This window comes from Paraburkholderia domus, from assembly GCF_905220705.1.
Classification (GTDB): Bacteria; Pseudomonadota; Gammaproteobacteria; order Burkholderiales; family Burkholderiaceae; genus Paraburkholderia; species Paraburkholderia domus.
Map to the genome: position 1 here is coordinate 201,782 of NZ_CAJNAT010000008.1, position 17,644 is coordinate 219,425.

Below are 17,644 nucleotides of genomic sequence, written 5' to 3' on the forward strand. Positions count from 1 at the left end.
TGAGCTGAAACATTGAGTCGAAGCACCGGGTCGAAACACTGCGCTGCGACACTCAAGACAGACTACGGAGCAAGTCGATGTTGATCAAGAACGCTCGCATCGTGACGCGAGACGACGTATTTACCGGCATGCTACGCATCGAAGACGGCGTGATTCGCGACGTCGAGCGCGGCACGACCTCGGCGCGCGAAGCGGAAGATTGGGACGGCGACTATCTGTTGCCGGGCCTGATCGAACTGCACACGGATAACCTCGAAAAGCATCTGGCGCCGCGTCCGGGCGTGCAATGGAATACCGATGCCGCCTTCGTGATTCACGACGCGCAAGTGGCGGCGGCCGGCATCACCACGGTGTTCGATTCCCTCGCAATCGGTTCGCGCTCGAACGTCGGGCTGCGCGGCCGCGATCTGCAAACGCAATGCGCCGAATCCCTCACGCGCTTCTCCGAACGCAAGCTGCTGCGCGCCGAACACTTTCTGCATCTGCGCTGCGAAATCGCCACCGCCGATGTCGTGGATGTATTCGATTCGTTGTGCGCGCATCCGCTGCTGCGGCTTGCCTCGGTGATGGATCACACGCCCGGCCAACGTCAATGGCACGACCGGGAACAATGGCGCCGCTTCCAGGAGCGCAACGGCAAGCTGACTGACGAACACGTGGCGACCGCGCTGGCCGAACTATCCGTGGAACAGGAACGTTATGCCGACGCGCACCGCCGCGAGATCGTGGCGCGCTGCAAGCAGCTCGGCATTCCGGTGGCAAGCCATGACGACACGCTGATCGAGCACGTCGAACAGGCCAAGGCAGAAGGCATCGTGCTGGCCGAATTCCCGACCACCCGCGTCGCCGCCGAGGCGGCACGCGAGCACGGCATTTCGACCATCATGGGGGCGCCGAATATCGTGCGCGGCGGCTCGCACTCCGGCAACGTGTCGGCGCTCGAACTGGCGCAGGCGGACTTGCTCGATATTCTGTCGTCGGACTACGTGCCGTCCAGTTTGATGACTGCCGTGTTCGAGCTGGTTAGCAAGGCCGGCTGGACCCTGCCGCGCGCAATGGCGACTGTGTCGGCCGAACCGGCTCGTACCGCCGGCTTGCACGACCGCGGTGCAATCGCACCGGGTTTGCGCGCGGACTTCGTGCGGGTGACGATGCTCGACACGCTGCCGGTGCCGAGAGCGACGTATCGCGCCGGCGCGCGGATCGTCTGACGATGTTTTCAGGCCTCGCTGGGCGTGGGCAGCAACGGTTCTACCGCGGCCCAGCGCGTCCAGCGGGGGGTGCTGTCGGGCGCTTCAACGCGCAGCGTGCGGGAGCCATCGCCAAACACGAGGGATTCGATATTGAACGCGCTTGCCTCGGGAACGCCCGCTTCGCGCACGTGTCCGAATTGATAGGTGAAGCTGAGATTGCCTTCGCGCAACAACTCGAGGTAAGCGTCAAAGTCAACCGTTGATGAACGTGTGGCCCAACGATTCAGGAGGGTGGCGGCGATTTCGGCGTCGTACATTCTGGACCTCTCTGGACATAAGCCGTATCCCGACTATAGCTGAAAAGCAGACATCGTGGTGCACCGCACCATTGCCTGCTCACCACACTCCTGCCTATGACTGCTCGCGCTTCAAACCATCATTTCCCGCGCATGTCTTGCGTCATCTGCGCCTACAACGAGGCGCCCCGCATCGGCACCGTGCTGGCCGTGGCCTGCGCCCACCCTTTGCTCGGCGAGATTATCGTGGTGGACGACGGGTCGACCGACGGCACGGCTGAAATAGTCGAAGGCTTCGCGTCCGTACGGCTGATTCGATGTACGAAAAATTGTGGCAAAAGCGCCGCCATGGCAGCCGGAATCGCCGCGGCGCGAGGCGAGCTGCTCATGCTGCTCGACGCCGATCTGAAAGGGCTGACCGCCGAGGGTATCAGTGCACTTGCCACTCCCGTTTTGCAAGGCAAGGCGCAAGTCAGCCTGAGCCTGCGCCAGAACAGCCTGCTGGCGTTTCGCGCCATCGGCCTCGATTTCGTCTCCGGCGAACGGGTCGTCACCAAAGCGCTGTTGAGCGAAGTCCTGCTGGAAGTTCACGGTATGCCGCGCTTCGGGGTCGAGGTGTTCATGAACCGTCGCATTATCGAACGCAACCTGCCCATCGCGGTCACTCACTGGCCCCATGTCACTCAAGCACGCAAAACCGAGAAGCTCGGCTACTGGAAAGGCCTGCGTGCGGAATGGCGCATGATCGCCGACCTCTTCAAGGCTGTTTATCCGCTCGCGCTGATTTCACAGACCTTTCAGATGCTTCGCTTGCGCATTGACCATGGCCCACGGGCGAGCTTTGCGGCACGCATGCGCAGAGTGCCCGATAGTCCGCGGTGAAGCGCTGATCGAAGCTGGCGAACCGCGCCGCCCTGTTTGCTCGCAGCCTCAAGATTTCAGTCAGCGGGCGACAATGAGTTGCGTCCCCTCGTTGCAAGCGCAACAAAACCCACCGCGCCCAGCATCAAGGGACTGTAAAGCGTCGCAAAGCGCCACAGCACCAGCGCTGTCGCGATGCTCGCGCGGGGCACCCAGGTCGCGAATGCGGCAGCCAGAGCGATATCGCCGGTGCCGCCGCCCGCGGGCACACCGGTCCACAACGCGGCATGCAGGGCGACCGCCTGCACGGCCAGCACGAAACCTAACGGCAGGCGGTAACCGAGTTCGCGCAAGATAAACCAGAGGGCGCCATAGCGAAGCAACCACTGTAGCGTCGTCAGCAGGCACAACGCGGCAAGCCGCCACTTGGACCCGGCAACCAGTTCCAGCCACTGCCGGCGAACACTGTGGAAAAACCTGCTCAACCTCGCGCGGCGCTCGTTGAGCCAATGGACGCGCCGGCCGGCGGCGTCCAATGCCGCCGCCACACGCCGACGGTTCATCCAGCAAATACCGATCAGGCATGCAGCGCCGGCCAGCACGCCGAACACGAGCGGCGCACTCTCGCGCGGAATCGCTTGCGTCAGCGGCCCGAATGCAAACAGCAGGGAAACCGGTACGGCGGTCGTGAAGAACGCGAGATCGAGCGCCTGGTCCGCGCCGACGACCGTCGTCGCAAGCGACCAGGACGCCCCAGCGCGCTGCAGCAGGCCGATGTTGACGCCATAGCCCGCCGCGCCAAGCGGAGAAGCCAGGAAGGCGAAATCGGTAGCCAGCGTGATGGCCAAAGTGCGCAGGAAACTCACGCGGAATCCGAGCGCGGTCTGCATCAGATGCAGCTTGCCGGCCTTTGCCATGGCGCTGACCGCAGCACTCGCGGCAAGCGCGGCGAACACGTATAGGGAAACATCTCGCAGCCCGGCGAATGCCGCGTGCGAATTGAGAACGAAAGGCGCGCCGACGGCGAGGCCGATACCGGCAAGCGCCACCAACACGGCCGCTTTACGCGTATGTGATCTGATCAACGAGGGCCTCAGCAAGTCCAGCGTGGCCCTGCTTTCTCCGCACGATGCAGCATGCATGGCGCTACGTCGCGCGTGAAATCGAGGCCGTCCGAGGCCTTATGGTAATCGGCCGAAGCTGCGTTTTCGTGACTAGCAACTAGCGACTAGCAACTAGCGGGCTGGGGGATGGCAACTGCCCCCATGCGGCCAGTACCTGCTGAATGCTGCGCGCGTAGGCGTCGCGCTGCTTCGGCGACTCCGAGTGGTACGCGCCGATTGCCCGCCAGGTATTGCCGTATTTGACCATCTTCTGCTTCAGCAGCCATGCGGCAACATAGACGTTCACACACGGGTCCGTCAGCGCACGATGCGGTACACCCTCTCGCGCGAGATCGTCGAAATGAATCGAATTGATCTGCAGCTGACCGACGTCGATTGAACCGTTCGCATTCTGATGTATCGCGCCCGGGTCCCCCTTCGATTCGTACCAGGCGACGGCACGCAATATCCAGGGATTGACGCCTTGGTAAGCCGCGGCCTCATTGAAACAATCGTCGCCCGCGTGTGCCGCACTGGCCATTGACAGCCACGCCAGCGCAATACAGAAGTTTTTCAAGGACACGATTCATCCTTCCGCGTGATCGCGATAAAAATAGGGGCTGCAGACCACGGGCCGAATTATTTGACCAAGGCCTGATCGATCTGCCGCTGCACGGAGTCGAGGTACGCGTGCGAAGCATCGGACACGACGAGCCGGACAGCCGGCATTGGCGGTCCTCTGCGCTCCTGCATCTGGATCGGCACATGCGACTTCTTTCGATGCGACGCCGGCTTCACCGGCAAGTCATCGTCGCTGCCGCTCGACGGAGGCAGCATTGCAAGCGTTGGCAACGGCGGATAAACCTTGTCCGCCGCGGCGGGAAACGCGTTGGCCGACTGCAGGTCCGTTCTGGGCGGGTCCGCGAAAGCCGGCGCCGCGAGAAGCGTTGCCACCGCCAGCAAGGTGATTCGAAACATCGCGATGGCCTCCTTCATTGCACCGTCCGGACTGACACGCTATAGGGCTGACCCAAGCCGGCGGTCCGGTTTTCGAAACTCACCTTCGACATGCGCTGCGCGGGCACGCCCTTCCAGACCGCCTGGTTCAGGTACGCGAAGTCCTGGCCCAGCGCCGTGACGAGCACGACCGTGGATTGCGGCTGCGCGGCAGCTAACGCGCCGGCCTTGGCGAGTACGGCGGAGAGCTGCGGGTCGTGTGCTCCGAGCGCATCCGGCGGAATCTCGAAGCTGATGACCTCGTTCGGTGCCTTGTCGGGGCGTGCGGCATTCTGCGCAGGCATCTGTGCGCATCCGGTCAACGCGAGAACGGCTACCAAAAACCACACCAGTCGCTTCACATCCTTCTCCAGTCAATCCCGTTGCTGTAACGATGTTTTCGGCAGGCCCACGTCAAAAGTTGATAGGTCGAAAACGCATTTGCGAAAATCAAACAGAGTTACCTCAAGATTCGCGCAAACGATTGCGCCGACGCTCGACGAAGCATCGATCGAGGCAAACTTGCCTCGGGTTTTGAGTGGACTATTCGTATGATTATTGCAAGGCTGGAGACGCCGCGAACCGGGGTTCCGCGGGTCGTGCGCGTGTGAGACAAACTGACGAGCGCAGCGGGGGTGCCACGCACATGGCCGTAAGTGAGCGGGCGGACTATCGGCGCATCGGCTTACGTCGATAGCGGCACGCGCTCCGGTTCGTCCGCATCGAACCACGCCGGATTGCGCTCGGCAATCGGACCGAGCGACATCAGAATCTCGCGCAGATGGCTGCGCATCGCTTCTTCAGCGGCGCTCGGGTCGTGCGCGCGCAGGCCCGCCAGAATTTTCGCGTGCTGCTTGATCAGCAGATCGAGCGGCGATACATCCGGCAAGCTCAGATAGCGCACCCGATCCATCTGCGCCTTGATGTCCTGAATCGTTTCCCATGCCGCCGTGCAGTCGATCGCCTGTGCGATCGCGTAATGAAACGCTTCATCGAGCGCGAGGAAAGCAGCAGTGTCGTTAGACTTCGCTGCGAGCTTCTGGTCGCGAAGATTGTCGGCGAGTGCCTGCAACTGCTCGTCGGTGATCGACACGGCTGCTTTGCGCACCACCGCCGTCTCGATCGCTTCGCGAATGAAGCGCCCTTCCCGCACCTGGCGCGGCGAAATACGCTTCACGAAGGTGCCGCGCTGCGGTAATACCTGAAGCACCCCCGCTTCGACTAGCTTGATAAACGCCTCCCGCACGGGTTGCCGCGACACCTGAAACATGTCGGACACTTCCTTCTCCGAGAGCGGCGTGCCGGGCACCATCTGCCCCGCGAAAATTGCCTCGCGCAACGCACGGAAAATCTGCTTGCCGATCGGCTCGTGCGAGTCGAACGAGACGCTAGCGGTCAGATCCGGCAGTTCGGCACGCGCGCCGGCCTGCGCGCTCGCGCGCCGTCGTGCGCGAGGCGCGACAGGCTTGGCATCGGATGAGAAAGAAGACGCGTTGGCGTGGAGGTTCTTGGTCGGCATCGGGCAAAGCAGCGAATAGCAGCGAATGAATGGCGAGGGAGACGGCACGCACCATGAATACCTCTTGGATGCGTCGCACCATACTACCATGCACGTTTCATGTTCAACGCGCTCGCGCTCGGCTCGCGAATCCACACCAGCGAACACACCGCGCCGAGCACGGCAATTACACCCGCCAGCACGAACGCACTGGTGTAATTACCGTGCGTCGCTTCGACGATGAAGCCGGTCACCGCCGGTCCGATCACGCCGGCCAGATTCGCCAGCAAGTGCACAAAGCCGCCCACGCCGCCGACATGTTCGCGCGGCACGATGTCCTGAATCACGGCCCAATACACGGCGCCCGTCACATACAGGAAGAAGATCGACACCGACATCAGTGCGACAGCCCCCTGAGTACTGGCAACGCGCCCCGCCAACGCGACGCACACCGCCGCCGCGCCCAGACAACTGCCCAGCACGATTTTGCGCGACAGCAGCGGCTTGCCGGTCAGGCGCAAGATAAAGTCCGAGATGAAGCCACCCGCCGCGAGTCCAATGCTGCCGAGCAGCCACGGGATCACCGTCGCGAAGCTCATGTCGCGCAGGCTCAGGTGATGCGCTTCGGTCAGATAGGTCGGGAACCACGACAGGAAGAAAAACAGCACATAGTTGTATGAGAAGAACGCGAAGGCCGTCGCAAGAATGATCGGCTTGCGCAGGAAGTGCCGCAGGCCGAGCCTCTCGCCGTCGGCCGAATGCGCAATCGCATGTTCATCGGCCTGACCGGCGCGGATGAGTTCGATCTCGTCAGGCGTGGTGCGGGCATTCTCGTGCGGATGCTCGGTAGTCGTCGCCGCCCACAATACGAGCCACGCGAGCCCGAGCAGCATGATCGCGACAAAGGCCCAGCGCCAGCCGAACTGCACCGCCATGAAGCCGACCACCGGACCCGCCAGCGCGCCACCGAGCGGTGTGCCCGAACTGATCACGCCAATCGCGCTTGCGACTTCCTTGCGCGGGAACCAGTTATTGACCATCTTGCTGTTCGACGAACTGAACGGGCCTTCGCCCATGCCGAACAGCACACGCAGCACGATCAGCGAACCGATGCCGCTTGCCAACGCGGTCGCGCCGCAGAATACCGACCACACGCCCATCGCGGTGCCGAACACGCGTTTTGCACCGACCTTGTCCGACAGCACGCCGCCGACAAAATTAAACAGCGCGTAGCCGATAAAAAAGCTGCTGAACACGATGCCCATCTGCGCATGCGAGAAGTTCAGGTCTTTCTGGATCAGCGGTGCGGCAATCGACAGCGCCGCTCGATCGAGGTAGTTGATGACGCCGGCCAGAAACAGTAGCGCGACAACAAACCAGCGTTGACTCTTGATCATCAGGTGTCTCCTTCGGGTCGCCTCTGGGCGGGCGTTTGAATAGCTTAAGTAGCTTGATTGGCTTGGCAAGGCGCAGCGCCTGGTGCAGCGCACTTATGCCACGGTCGATGCTCAGTCGAAGTTCAGATGCACCTTCATCGACTGCGAGCGGTCGAGCGCCACTTCGAACGCACGATTCGCTTCGCTCATCGCGAACGCATGCGTCATAAGCGGTCGCAAGTCGACCTTGCCGGAGGCGATCTCCTCGGCGGCGATGGCGTATTCGTCCGTGAAGCGAAACGAGCCTTGATAGCGAAGTTCTTTCGACATCACCAGGTTCGCCGCCACCGGCGACTGGCCGGCCGGTAGATTGCCGACCTGAATCACCGTGCCACCGGCACGCGCCGCACGCAGTGCCGTATCGAGGCCGGCGGGACTGCCCGATGCCTCGATGACCACGTCGAACGTGCCGCGTTGTGCGGACCATGGGTCGATCGTCGAGCTGTCCGTCGCGTTCACGATCTGATCCGCGCCGAGTTGCTGCGCGACCTGCAACGCGCGATCCGAAAGATCCAACGCGACCACGCGATGCGCGCCGGCGCGGCGCGCCACGCTCAGCAGAATGCAGCCGATCGGCCCGCAACCCACCAGCAGGACACTCGCGCCGACGAGCGAACCCGCCTGCTTCACCGCATGCAACGCAACGGCAAGCGGCTCGGCCATCGACGCCTGCGCAAAATCAACGCCATCCAGCACAGGTACGCATTGCCGCGCCGCGACGACGATGTACTGACGGAACATGCCCTGCGTATGCGGGAACGTCGATGCGCTGCCCATAAAACGCATGTTCAGACAATGATTCGGCATCCCGCCGACGCAAAAGCGGCACGTCCCGCAGGCGAGCCCCGGATTGACGGCCACGCGCTGTCCGGGCATCAGACGACTCTCCGCGCTCACGCCCTCGCCGAGCGAATCGATCTCACCAGCCACCTCATGTCCGAGTACGAACGGCTCGCGCACCGCGAAATCGCCGCTTTTGCCTTTGAAGTAGTACGACAGATCGGACCCGCAAATGCCGCCGGCGCGCACGCGTACTCGCACCTGGCCGGGGCCGGGCACAGGCGGCTCGACTTCGTCGATGCGGATCAGTTTGGGTTCGTGAAGCACGGCTGCGAGCATGGAGGACTCCGGTATGGGAAAGGTCGCGCGCTCAGTGCTGCGCAACAGAAGATGAAGATGACGACGCGAGCGCTTGTGCTGCCGTGTGCGCCTCTACCGGCTCACCGCCGCCCCAATCATGGAGATCGCCACCGCGGCGCCTGGGCGCCGTCTCCGGCAATGCAAAAAGCGATGCAGCCGACACGATGCCGAGCACCGCGACATAGAGGATCAACGCGAGCGAATTGCCATGCGTGACCTGAATCAGTTTGACGGCCAGCAGGCCGAGCACGCCGCTGCCGAGCAAGGAGCCGATCTGCCAGATCAGCGCGATACCGCTGCACCGCACACGCGCCGGGAACAGCTCGGGAAAAAGCGCCGCTTGCGGTGCATAGCAAAGGCTGTGGCCCACGCTAATGGCGAGAATCATCACGCACTGGATCGCCATGCGATTGCCACTATCGATCGCCATGAAGAACGGCACCACCAGCGCCACGTGCAATAGCGCACCCGCGATAAAGGTCGGTCGCCGCCCAATGCGATCGGACAAGGCCCCGGCGAGCGGAATCGTCACAAGCTCGAGCGCGACCGCGACGATCACCGTTTCGAGCAGCATGCTTTGCGCGATGCCGTGTGCTTTACCGTAAGCGAGCACGATCATCGTGTACATCGCAAAGGCGCAGGCCTCGATCAGTTTGGCCCCGACACCTTTGACGATCGTAGGACCGAACTGCCGCACCACTTCTACCACCGGGCGCGAAGCCACGGCCTTGGTGCGCTGGATCGTCGCGAAGATCGGCGACTCTTCAGTGCGCAAGCGGATATACAGCCCCACGGCAACCAGCAGCGCGCTCGCGAGAAACGGAATGCGCCAGCCCCAGTCGAGCAGTTGCGCCGGCGTCAACGTCGCGCTGAGCAGGGCGAACAGACCTGACGGAATCAGGAAACCGGCTGGCGCGCCGAGTTGCACGAGGCTCGCGAAGAAGCCGCGCCGCACAGGCGGTGCGTATTCCGCCGTCAGCAATACGGCGCCCGCCTGCTCGCCGCCCACGCCAAAGCCTTGCAAGACGCGAATCACGATCAGCGCGATCGGCGCCCAGATTCCAATCGACTGATAGTCCGGTAGCAGGCCGATCGCGAACGTCCCCAAGCCGACGATCAGGATCGTCACGATCAAGGCCTTCTTGCGGCCGACGCGATCGCCGAAATGACCGAACACGATGCCGCCCAGCGGTCGCGCCAGAAAACCGACCGCGTAGGTGGCGAAGGCGGCGAGCGTGCCGATCAACGGGTCAGCGGAAGGAAAGAACTTCTGGCCGAACACCAGCACGGCAGCCGTGCCGTAGACGAAGAAATCGTAGTACTCGGCCGCGGTGCCAATGGTCGAGGCGAAGGCCACGCGGCGCAGCATGGCAGTGCTGGCCGGCGCGGCGGCTTGCGGACGTGCTGGGTTCACGCGTGTCTCCATGATTGTGTAGTCAGGTTGGTCGAGCGAAATCAGCTCACCAGTTCCACAGCGTCCCGTCTTCGAGACGCGCGACCGGCAGATACGCGGGGTCGTAGGGATACCGCGCGGCGGCGGCTTCGTCGATATCGACACCGTGGCCCGGCGCTTCGCCGGGATGCATCATGCCGTGATCGAAGCGCCAGGCATGCGGGAATACTTCGAGCGCTTCCTGCGGAAAGCCCATGTATTCCTGCACGCCGAAATTCGGCACCCAGAGATCGAAATGCAGCGCCGCCCCCATGCACACCGGCGACAGGTCCGACGGCCCGTGACAACCGGTTCGCACCTGATACAGCGACGCAAAATCCGCAATACGCCGCAGATGGGTAATGCCGCCCGCGTGCGTCAGGGTCGCGCGGATATAGTCGATCAGTTGCTCCTCGATCAACTGTTTGCAATCCCAAATACTGTTGAAGACTTCGCCGACGGCGATCGGCGTGACCGTATGTTCGCGAATCAGCCGGAAGCCGGCCTGGTTTTCCGCGGGCGTTGGGTCTTCCATCCAGAACAGGCGATACGGCTCGACCGATTTGCCGAGGCGCGCGGCTTCGATTGGCGTCAAACGGTGGTGTACGTCATGCAGCAAATGCGTATCGAAGCCGAATTTATCGCGCACCGCTTCAAAGAGCTTCGGTACGAAGTCGAGATACTTTTCCGACGACCAGCTCTGTTCCTCCACCGCGCCCTTGGTGGCCGGCTCGTACATGCCGCTGCCTTTCGACACGCCATAGACCGAGCGCATATTCGGCACACCGCATTGAATGCGAATGGCCTGATAGCCGGCTTCGATGTGTTCCGCGTAACGGTCGAGCGCTTCGGGAATGTCGCGGCCGGTGGCGTGGCCGTACACCATCACGCCTTCTCTCGACGCGCCGCCAAGCAGCTTGTACAGCGGCATGCCCGTTACTTTGCCGAGAATGTCCCACAGCGCCATATCCACCGCCGCGATCGCCGTCATCGTGACAGGGCCGCGGCGCCAGTACGCGCCTTTGTAGAGGTATTGCCAGGTGTCTTCGATACGGCCGGGATCGCGTCCGATCAGCAACGGGCACACGTGGTCTTTCAGGTACGAAGCGACCGCGAGTTCGCGGCCATTCAGCGTTGCATCGCCGATGCCGTATACGCCTTCGTCCGTGACGATTTTCAGGGTGACGAAATTGCGGCCTGGGCACGTGACGATCACGTCGGCGCGAACGATCTTCATGACATCTTCCTTGCAGAAGCAAGTCGCGAACCACGCGGCGCGGCGGCATGGGACTTGCTGTTTTCATGTCGGTTTCGAGCGGCGGTTGGCGTGGCAAATGAAATGGAAAATGAACTGGAAAATCGCATTCATCAACCTGCCTCAAGCCGTTTGAACGATGCTACCATACAAGTATAGCGACACGTCAAATCAGGGTTTTCCCGCTGAACGGCGTCGTTTCGAAGACATTTCCGCTACTTGGATTTCATGACATGACCTCTGCAGACCCCTTGCCTCGCCTCGTCCGCCACGCACTGCCCACGCTGCACACGCATCTGTTGTCGCCGCAATGGCAGGAGCCGCGCATCGGCATCGTTCATCTGGGGATCGGCAACTTCCATCGCGCGCATCAGGCGCTCTATACGGAAGAGGCCATGCTTGCCGCGGGCGGTGATTGGGGAATTTGCGGCGTCACGCTGCAAGGCGATGTCGGCAAACGCGACGCGCTGATGGAGCAGCAAGGCTTGTATAGCGTGGTAGAACGCGGACCGCGCGGCGCAAAAGTGACGGTCGTGCGCGCGCTGCGCGAAGTGCTGGCCATGCCGCACGATCACGCAAGCCTGTTCGCGCGCCTCGCGGATCCACTAGTACGAATCGTCTCGCTGACCGTCACCGAGAAAGGCTACTGCCGCGACCCGAAAACCGGCGAGGTCGCGCTCGACGATCCCGCCGTTGCGCACGATCTGACACACCCGCTCGCACCGCGCACGGTGCCGGGCATTCTCGTCGCGGCATTACGCGAGCGCCGCGACAGCGCGGCCGGTGAACCATTCACGGTGCTCTCGTGCGACAACCTTTCCCATAACGGCGCCGCGTTACGCCAGGTAGTCTGTTCATTCGCACGGCAACGCGATCCCGAGTTGGCCGACTGGATCGCCGCCCACGTTGCGTTTCCGTCGACAATGGTCGACCGTATCGTACCGGCGACCACCGACGCCGAGCGCGCCACGGTGGCCGACGCGACCGGCTATCAGGACGCCGCGCCGGTGCCGTGCGAGCCGTTCCGGCAGTGGGTGATTGAAGATCGTTTCCCCGGGGGACGTCCTGCATGGGACACAGTCGGCGCGCAACTCGTCGACGACGTCACGCCGTTCGAACTGGCGAAGCTCCGCATGCTGAACGGCACGCACTCGACGCTGGCCTATCTGTCGATGCTCAGCGGTTTCGACACTATCGACGCCGCGATCGCCGACCCCGCCATGCGCGATCTCATTCACGCGATGATGACGCAAGAAATCGCGCCGACGCTGACCATGCCCGCGTCATTCGACCTGCCCGCCTATCGGGACGCTTTGCTCGAACGCTACGCGAATCCGGCACTGAAACATCGCTGCGCGCAGATTGCGATGGACGGCAGCCAGAAGATTCCACCGCGCCTGCTCGCCACGATTTCAGCGCGGATCGACGCAGGCCAATCGTTCACGCGCCTCGCGCTGGCGGTAGCGGCCTGGATGACGTTTTTGCGCGGCCATGCGGACGACGACACGCGTTACGAAATCAGCGATCCGTTGGCCGGCAGGTTGAAGACGCTCGCGGCATCCGCGCATGGCGAACCGCAGGCGTTGATGGACGCATTACTGTCTGTACGCGAAGTGTTTCCGGCGGATCTGGCCGCGCGTCCCGAGTTCAGAAAAGTGCTTCGAGACGCATTGCAGTTGCTTCGCGAAAACGGCGCACGAGGCGCTATTGCCGCGTCGCGATGAGTCCGCAGCACAGCGCGGTTCGACGCGCCGATTCGACACATTGCGCCGACGCTTTTTTTCACGGGCGGGGTTGTAAGCGCTTCTCATCGGCGCTTCAGGCAGTCGGCTCCGCCTCGCGGCCTTCCGTTGCGCCTTCGCTCGCCTGCTCCTGCTTGCGCCTCTCCAGCACATCCCGGTAGCGTAGATACGCACACCGTCCACCGGATTTGGCCGCATACATGGCCGCGTCGGCGTTGAGCAGCAGTTCCTCCGCTGTGGCGCTATCGTCCGGATACTGGCTGATGCCGATGCTCGCGCCCACCGTCATGCTTTGTCCGTCGATCAGCAGCTCTTCGTTCAACGCGCCCATGATCCGCGAGGCAATCCCCGGTGCGGCCTCCGCGGAGCGCGGCCCCTCGATCAACACGATGAACTCGTCGCCGCCGAGGCGCGCGGCAACATCTGCCGTGCAGAGCACCTCCTTGAGCCGGCTCGCCACCGCAGCGAGCACTTTGTCGCCAATCGAATGGCCGAACTGATCGTTGATCTGCTTGAAGCGGTCGAGGTCGACGAACAGCACGGCGAGCGCTTCCCCACGCCGCGTCGCCTCTCCGATCGCGGCCTCGAGTTTCTGCATGAACAACATGCGGTTCGGCAAGCCGGTCAGCCCGTCGTGCGTGGCGAGATGCACGAGCTCACGCTGCTTGTTATGCAGCACATCCATTTGCGACTTGATTTCCCGGCGCAGACGATCGAAGCAGCGCGCCAGCACGCCGATCTCGTCGGTACGTTTGAGCGGCAACGTCTCCATCGCGTGCCCGGCGAACAGATGGGTGGCCGCATACGCGAGAATGTGCAAAGGCTTGGTCAGCGCACGCGCAAACAGAATCGCGAGGAACAACGCCAGCACGCTGAAGATCAAGACCATGCGAATGATTCTGATACCCAGCTGGTTGGCGCCGGCCAGCACATGATCGAGCGGCTTGCCGAGGCCGAGCACGATAAAACGGTTGCCCGCGGAGGCGCCGAACGGTCTGCGCACGAAAGCGAGCACCTGACCGGCCGCCTGCCTCGGCCGCACGAGACCGTTCAGCAAAACTTCGCTTTTTGACTGATCGAAGAGCGGCTTGGTGGCCGAAAAACTGTCCTGCATCAGAACGCGGCGGCCCTTGTCGAAGCCGAACGTTTTCGAGGCGTCCGGATGGACCAGGAAATCCCCCCATTCGTTGGCGAGATAGACCTGATAGTCGCTCGGCAAATCACTCTGCACGCGCTTGAGCAGATCGTCCACATCGACGTCGATAATAACGACGCCCACCACGGCTCCACTCGCGTCCGCCACGGGTGTGCCGAGCCGCAACGTCGGTTTGCCCTCGGCGGCATGCGTACCGTACTCGTGATTCACCGAAATCGGCGACGTATAAATGCGCCCGGGCGAGAACGCCAGCGTGTCGAACACATACGCGAACTGGCCTTTTTCCTGCAGGCTGTTCCCCTCGACCCGCACCAGGCCATCCGCATCGCGGTCGAAACGAATCAGCTCGAGTCCGTAGTGCTGACGGGTAATCAAGCGGATTTGCAGGTACTCGGGGTGGTGCACCATGAAGCTGGCATACACCTGCGCCAGCTGTTCGCGCGGCGCATTCGGGCCAATGCCGTCATCGGATTGCGCGATATCCGCCGAAGACGGCATGCTGGCGAGCACCTGCGCATCTGCGCCGACATCGTCGATCGCCACGGAAACGCGCTGGCCTAGCAGTTCCGTTGAAGTCAACAGGCTGCGTTCGGCTTCGCTCACCAGCATCGTACGGTTGGCACGATACGCGTAATAACCGGTCGCGCCGGACGCGAGCACGCCGATGCATGCAAGCAGAATCGATAGTTTGAACGTCAAGCCGGGACGTATCATCAAAAGAGCTCCGACCTGTCGCCGGACACGATTCTGTTCCACAGTTCTTCGCGCCGCTGAATATCTTCCACCGGGCCAATCCAGACGATGTGCGCGTTGTCGCTGTTTTCCGCCGGCGCCGTCAACGTGTTGGCAAGCCCCTGGCGTTGCGTCAACAACGCACTGACGCCCGGTTCGAGCATGTAATTGATCCACGCAAGCGCGAGCGACTGATCCTTGGCGGCTCGCGTCATCGACCAGCAGTCCAGCCACGCGAGCGCCCCTTCGTTGGGAATTACGTAGCCCACGTCAGCGCCGGCGCGGCGCAGCGATTCAACCTGCTGGGTGCCATAGTTACCGAACATCAAGGCAACTTTATGCTGGATGAAGAACGCGGTCGCCTCTTCCGGCAACGTGTAATAGGTCAACAGGTTGCGGCGCAGATCCACGAGCTTGTGAGCGATCACGCGCATCTGCGTGGCATCGAGCTGGAAAGGATGGCGGTATCCCAGCGCCAGCGCGGTGAACGAGAAATTATGCTGGGCGCTATTGAAGTCGAGAACCTTGCCGCGGTAACGCGGGTTCCACAACTCGCGCATCGAGCGCGGCGCAACGGCGAACTGCTTGCGGTCATAGATCAGCCCCATCGACGAATACGTGAATGGAACGGCGTACACATTGCCTGCCGAGGTCAGCCCTTCAATCGACGAGCGCGCCTGAAACCGCGGCAACTGTCTTTTCGTATTCGGCAAACGGGCCAGATCGAGCGGCGCCAGCAGATTCGCGCGGGTATAGCGACCGATTTCAACCGTATTGGCAGCGAGCACATCGAACGGCGGCATGCCCTGGGCATGCATCTGCGCCCATAGCGCCTCGTCGGAATCGACCAACGTGACTTCGACCTTCGCGTTGTAGCGTGCTTCGAAAGTCTTGACGACGTCGGCGTCTGCATAACCGGGCCATGCCAGCACACGCAGAACTTTATCGGCGGCCACGGCTGAAGCTGACGACAAAAGGCTACAGCAGAAAACGACATTTATCAGCAGCGTCAAAAAACCGGAAAACCCGCCGCAGCGCAGCGAATTCGCACGCACCACGGCGACTGCAATTCGACGCCGCAAGCCTGGTTTGAAACAACGCATTTCATCTGCCATGGAAATCATGCACATATACAACACCGCTTAGCAGAAGGCCGTTACGACGAGCGCAGACAGGCGCGCGGCGTTTAACCGCGGGCGTAGTGCTCGATGACTTTGTTCAGACAGATACCGGTACGCTCATACGCTACGATGGCGGGCGGGCAGAGCGTTGATAATAGCGCCAAGCAAACCATTTTTGGTTACCTCCACGCTTCAATCGAGAAAAACAGCTTGTCACGCGTGATTTAACAAACGTGCTCATCCGTATTTAACGGTAGTTCCTGAGAAATCTTTAACTCATCGTCAGGCAATTGAAACAAACGTGATCGCCGTAATAAGTGGTAGTTAATAACGGCATTCTCAATGCCGGATTTGCAGGCACAACGCATTGCGCGAAGTATCCGGGCCAGGCCCCGCCATTAGCCAACTTCTTTACGAGGCGGTTACAGCGACAGGCGGCATGAGAAAACCATCCAATACGCATTGGCGGTGCAGTCGAATCTTCACCACATCCCGGCTTTAGAAGCTAGCCTCGCGCGCTATCCGGTGTTTCACTAGCTACCCATTCTTTTTGAACTGATAAGCTTGGCGCGCGCTGCTGGCCGCCCCGGCCGGCAGCTTCAACCCAAGCCTGGTCGTGAGTCGCGCCGGGCGTCCCGCAGCGGCACAACCGCATACGGGAGTATTTGAACTACACCGAGGAGTTAAACAGTGAAAAAACTGCTAGCGGCTTTGACGGTTGCTCTGCTTGCTACCGTCTCGATTGGCGCACACGCTAAAGATTGGTCGACTATCCGTTTCGGCGTTGACGCCAGCTACCCCCCGTTTGAGTCCAAGGGCTCGGACGGCAAGCTCGCGGGCTTCGACATCGACCTCGGCAATGAAATCTGCGCGCGCCTGAAGGCCAAGTGCGTGTGGATCGAAAACGACTTCGACGGCATGATCCCGGCCCTGAAAGCGAAGAAGTTCGACGGCGTGCTGTCGTCGATGTCCATGACGCCGCAACGCGCTGAGCAGATCGCCTTCTCGTCGAAGCTGTTCAACACGCCGACGCGCCTCGTCACGAAGAAGGGTTCGGGCATCCTGCCGACCGCCGATTCGCTGAAGGGCAAGGCAGTTGGCGTCGAGCAAGGCACGATCCAGGAAACCTACGCGAAGACGTACTGGGAACCGAAGGGCGCGAAGGTCGTGCCTTATCAGAACCAGGACCAGGTCTACGCGGACTTGCTGTCGGGTCGTCTTGACGCATCCCTGCAGGACGCGGTCGAAGCCGAAATCGGCTTCCTGAAGACGCCGCGCGGCGCGGGCTATGAGTTCGCCGGCAAGGATATCGTCGACGAGAAGATCCTCGGCAACGGCGCAGGCATCGGCATGCGCAAGGAAGACACCGATCTGAAGGCGAAGGTCGACAAGGCTATCGCCGACATCATCAAGGACGGTACGTACAAGAAGCTCGAGAAGAAGTATTTCGACTTCGACGTGTACGGCGGCTAAGCCAGCCACGCGCGTCTGACGACGCGCTTGCCGGCTTGCAGGCAACGGGCTCCGCACACCATGCGGAGCCCGTTTCGTTTGCGGGGCCGCTTTGCCGCACTACCCCGGCGACGATCGGGCCGAACAGGACTGCCCGCGTGCCGCGCGTCATCCGGACGACGCCGCATTAAGCCACACGTCGCGTCATATCGGCTAAGATCGTGCGATTGA

Annotated in this window: 16 protein-coding genes; 4 read left to right on the forward strand and 12 right to left on the reverse strand. The window is 62.0% G+C overall.

Going from position 1 to position 17,644, the window contains the following annotated elements:
- Window positions 1-77 precede the first annotated feature (77 nt).
- Window positions 78-1,211, forward strand: coding sequence for an alpha-D-ribose 1-methylphosphonate 5-triphosphate diphosphatase (locus tag KHO31_RS17115; protein WP_201085744.1), 1,134 nt, complete (start codon window positions 78-80; stop codon window positions 1,209-1,211).
- Between the two features lie 8 nt (window positions 1,212-1,219).
- On the opposite strand, the gene KHO31_RS17120 is transcribed toward KHO31_RS17115, so the two are convergent.
- Complete coding sequence (locus KHO31_RS17120; protein ID WP_201085745.1) at window positions 1,220-1,510, reverse strand: hypothetical protein; 291 nt, start codon at window positions 1,508-1,510, stop codon at window positions 1,220-1,222.
- Between the two features lie 96 nt (window positions 1,511-1,606).
- Here KHO31_RS17120 and KHO31_RS17125 point away from each other — a divergent pair, with 96 nt between their 5' ends.
- Window positions 1,607-2,371 carry a glycosyltransferase family 2 protein gene (locus KHO31_RS17125; protein ID WP_201085746.1) on the forward strand — a complete coding sequence of 255 codons (765 nt, stop codon included), beginning with the start codon at window positions 1,607-1,609 and terminating at the stop codon, window positions 2,369-2,371.
- A gap of 56 nt (window positions 2,372-2,427) precedes the next feature.
- Here the strand turns inward: KHO31_RS17125 and KHO31_RS17130 are convergent, their stop codons facing one another.
- The 9 genes from KHO31_RS17130 to manD all read right to left on the reverse strand — a co-directional run bounded on the left by KHO31_RS17130 (window position 2,428) and on the right by manD (window position 11,192).
- Window positions 2,428-3,435 carry a lysylphosphatidylglycerol synthase transmembrane domain-containing protein gene (locus tag KHO31_RS17130; protein ID WP_201075774.1) on the reverse strand — a complete coding sequence of 336 codons (1,008 nt, stop codon included), beginning with the start codon at window positions 3,433-3,435 and terminating at the stop codon, window positions 2,428-2,430.
- Between the two features lie 136 nt (window positions 3,436-3,571).
- On the reverse strand, window positions 3,572-3,994 hold the full coding sequence (locus tag KHO31_RS17135; RefSeq protein ID WP_201085767.1) for a lytic transglycosylase domain-containing protein: 423 nt from the start codon (window positions 3,992-3,994) through the stop codon (window positions 3,572-3,574).
- A 98-nt stretch (window positions 3,995-4,092) separates the two neighbouring features.
- Window positions 4,093-4,431 (reverse strand): hypothetical protein, encoded by a 339-nt coding sequence (locus KHO31_RS17140; RefSeq protein ID WP_236060774.1) that lies wholly within the window; start codon window positions 4,429-4,431, stop codon window positions 4,093-4,095.
- A gap of 14 nt (window positions 4,432-4,445) precedes the next feature.
- Complete coding sequence (locus tag KHO31_RS17145) at window positions 4,446-4,754, reverse strand: hypothetical protein (protein WP_236060843.1); 309 nt, start codon at window positions 4,752-4,754, stop codon at window positions 4,446-4,448.
- A gap of 380 nt (window positions 4,755-5,134) precedes the next feature.
- Window positions 5,135-5,968, reverse strand: coding sequence for a GntR family transcriptional regulator (locus KHO31_RS17150; protein WP_201085747.1), 834 nt, complete (start codon window positions 5,966-5,968; stop codon window positions 5,135-5,137).
- 83 nt (window positions 5,969-6,051) lie between these two features.
- A complete protein-coding gene (locus tag KHO31_RS17155) occupies window positions 6,052-7,344 on the reverse strand; it encodes an MFS transporter (RefSeq protein ID WP_201075767.1) in 1,293 nt (430 codons plus the stop codon).
- Between the two features lie 111 nt (window positions 7,345-7,455).
- Window positions 7,456-8,502, reverse strand: a complete 1,047-nt coding sequence (locus tag KHO31_RS17160; protein WP_201075766.1) for an L-idonate 5-dehydrogenase — start codon at window positions 8,500-8,502, stop codon at window positions 7,456-7,458.
- A 31-nt stretch (window positions 8,503-8,533) separates the two neighbouring features.
- Window positions 8,534-9,937: an MFS transporter gene (locus KHO31_RS17165; protein ID WP_236071283.1), complete on the reverse strand. Its 1,404-nt coding sequence runs from the start codon at window positions 9,935-9,937 to the stop codon at window positions 8,534-8,536.
- 46 nt (window positions 9,938-9,983) lie between these two features.
- Window positions 9,984-11,192: a D-mannonate dehydratase ManD gene (manD, locus tag KHO31_RS17170; RefSeq protein ID WP_201075764.1), complete on the reverse strand. Its 1,209-nt coding sequence runs from the start codon at window positions 11,190-11,192 to the stop codon at window positions 9,984-9,986.
- A gap of 251 nt (window positions 11,193-11,443) precedes the next feature.
- Here manD and KHO31_RS17175 point away from each other — a divergent pair, with 251 nt between their 5' ends.
- Window positions 11,444-12,934: a mannitol dehydrogenase family protein gene (locus tag KHO31_RS17175; RefSeq protein ID WP_211623781.1), complete on the forward strand. Its 1,491-nt coding sequence runs from the start codon at window positions 11,444-11,446 to the stop codon at window positions 12,932-12,934.
- Window positions 12,935-13,028: 94 nt separating this feature from the next.
- Here the strand turns inward: KHO31_RS17175 and KHO31_RS17180 are convergent, their stop codons facing one another.
- Both KHO31_RS17180 and KHO31_RS17185 read right to left on the reverse strand, forming a co-directional pair.
- The gene (locus KHO31_RS17180) at window positions 13,029-14,822 is read right to left on the reverse strand and encodes a diguanylate cyclase domain-containing protein (protein ID WP_201085749.1); all 1,794 of its coding nucleotides are present in this window, start codon (window positions 14,820-14,822) and stop codon (window positions 13,029-13,031) included.
- Window positions 14,822-15,964 (reverse strand): ABC transporter substrate-binding protein, encoded by a 1,143-nt coding sequence (locus KHO31_RS17185; protein ID WP_407945942.1) that lies wholly within the window; start codon window positions 15,962-15,964, stop codon window positions 14,822-14,824. Before KHO31_RS17185 ends, KHO31_RS17180 begins: the two co-directional genes overlap by 1 nt.
- A gap of 687 nt (window positions 15,965-16,651) precedes the next feature.
- On the opposite strand from KHO31_RS17185, the gene KHO31_RS17190 reads away from it, so the two are divergent.
- Window positions 16,652-17,434, forward strand: a complete 783-nt coding sequence (locus KHO31_RS17190; RefSeq protein WP_063499887.1) for an ABC transporter substrate-binding protein — start codon at window positions 16,652-16,654, stop codon at window positions 17,432-17,434.
- The last annotated feature ends 210 nt before the right edge of the window (window positions 17,435-17,644 follow it).

Bases quoted from the DNA above. Each gene is read 5' to 3' on its own strand.
- KHO31_RS17115 (WP_201085744.1), top strand. From the start codon at position 78: ATGTTGATCAAGAACGCTCGCATCGTGACGCGAGACGACGTATTTACC.
- KHO31_RS17120 (WP_201085745.1), bottom strand. From the start codon at position 1,510: ATGTACGACGCCGAAATCGCCGCCACCCTCCTGAATCGTTGGGCCACA.
- KHO31_RS17125 (WP_201085746.1), top strand. From the start codon at position 1,607: ATGACTGCTCGCGCTTCAAACCATCATTTCCCGCGCATGTCTTGCGTC.
- KHO31_RS17135 (WP_201085767.1), bottom strand. From the start codon at position 3,994: ATGGCCAGTGCGGCACACGCGGGCGACGATTGTTTCAATGAGGCCGCG.
- KHO31_RS17140 (WP_236060774.1), bottom strand. From the start codon at position 4,431: ATGTTTCGAATCACCTTGCTGGCGGTGGCAACGCTTCTCGCGGCGCCG.
- KHO31_RS17145 (WP_236060843.1), bottom strand. From the start codon at position 4,754: ATGCCTGCGCAGAATGCCGCACGCCCCGACAAGGCACCGAACGAGGTC.
- KHO31_RS17150 (WP_201085747.1), bottom strand. From the start codon at position 5,968: ATGCCGACCAAGAACCTCCACGCCAACGCGTCTTCTTTCTCATCCGAT.
- KHO31_RS17155 (WP_201075767.1), bottom strand. From the start codon at position 7,344: ATGATCAAGAGTCAACGCTGGTTTGTTGTCGCGCTACTGTTTCTGGCC.
- KHO31_RS17160 (WP_201075766.1), bottom strand. From the start codon at position 8,502: ATGCTCGCAGCCGTGCTTCACGAACCCAAACTGATCCGCATCGACGAA.
- manD (WP_201075764.1), bottom strand. From the start codon at position 11,192: ATGAAGATCGTTCGCGCCGACGTGATCGTCACGTGCCCAGGCCGCAAT.
- KHO31_RS17175 (WP_211623781.1), top strand. From the start codon at position 11,444: ATGACCTCTGCAGACCCCTTGCCTCGCCTCGTCCGCCACGCACTGCCC.
- KHO31_RS17180 (WP_201085749.1), bottom strand. From the start codon at position 14,822: ATGATACGTCCCGGCTTGACGTTCAAACTATCGATTCTGCTTGCATGC.
- KHO31_RS17185 (WP_407945942.1), bottom strand. From the start codon at position 15,964: ATGATTTCCATGGCAGATGAAATGCGTTGTTTCAAACCAGGCTTGCGG.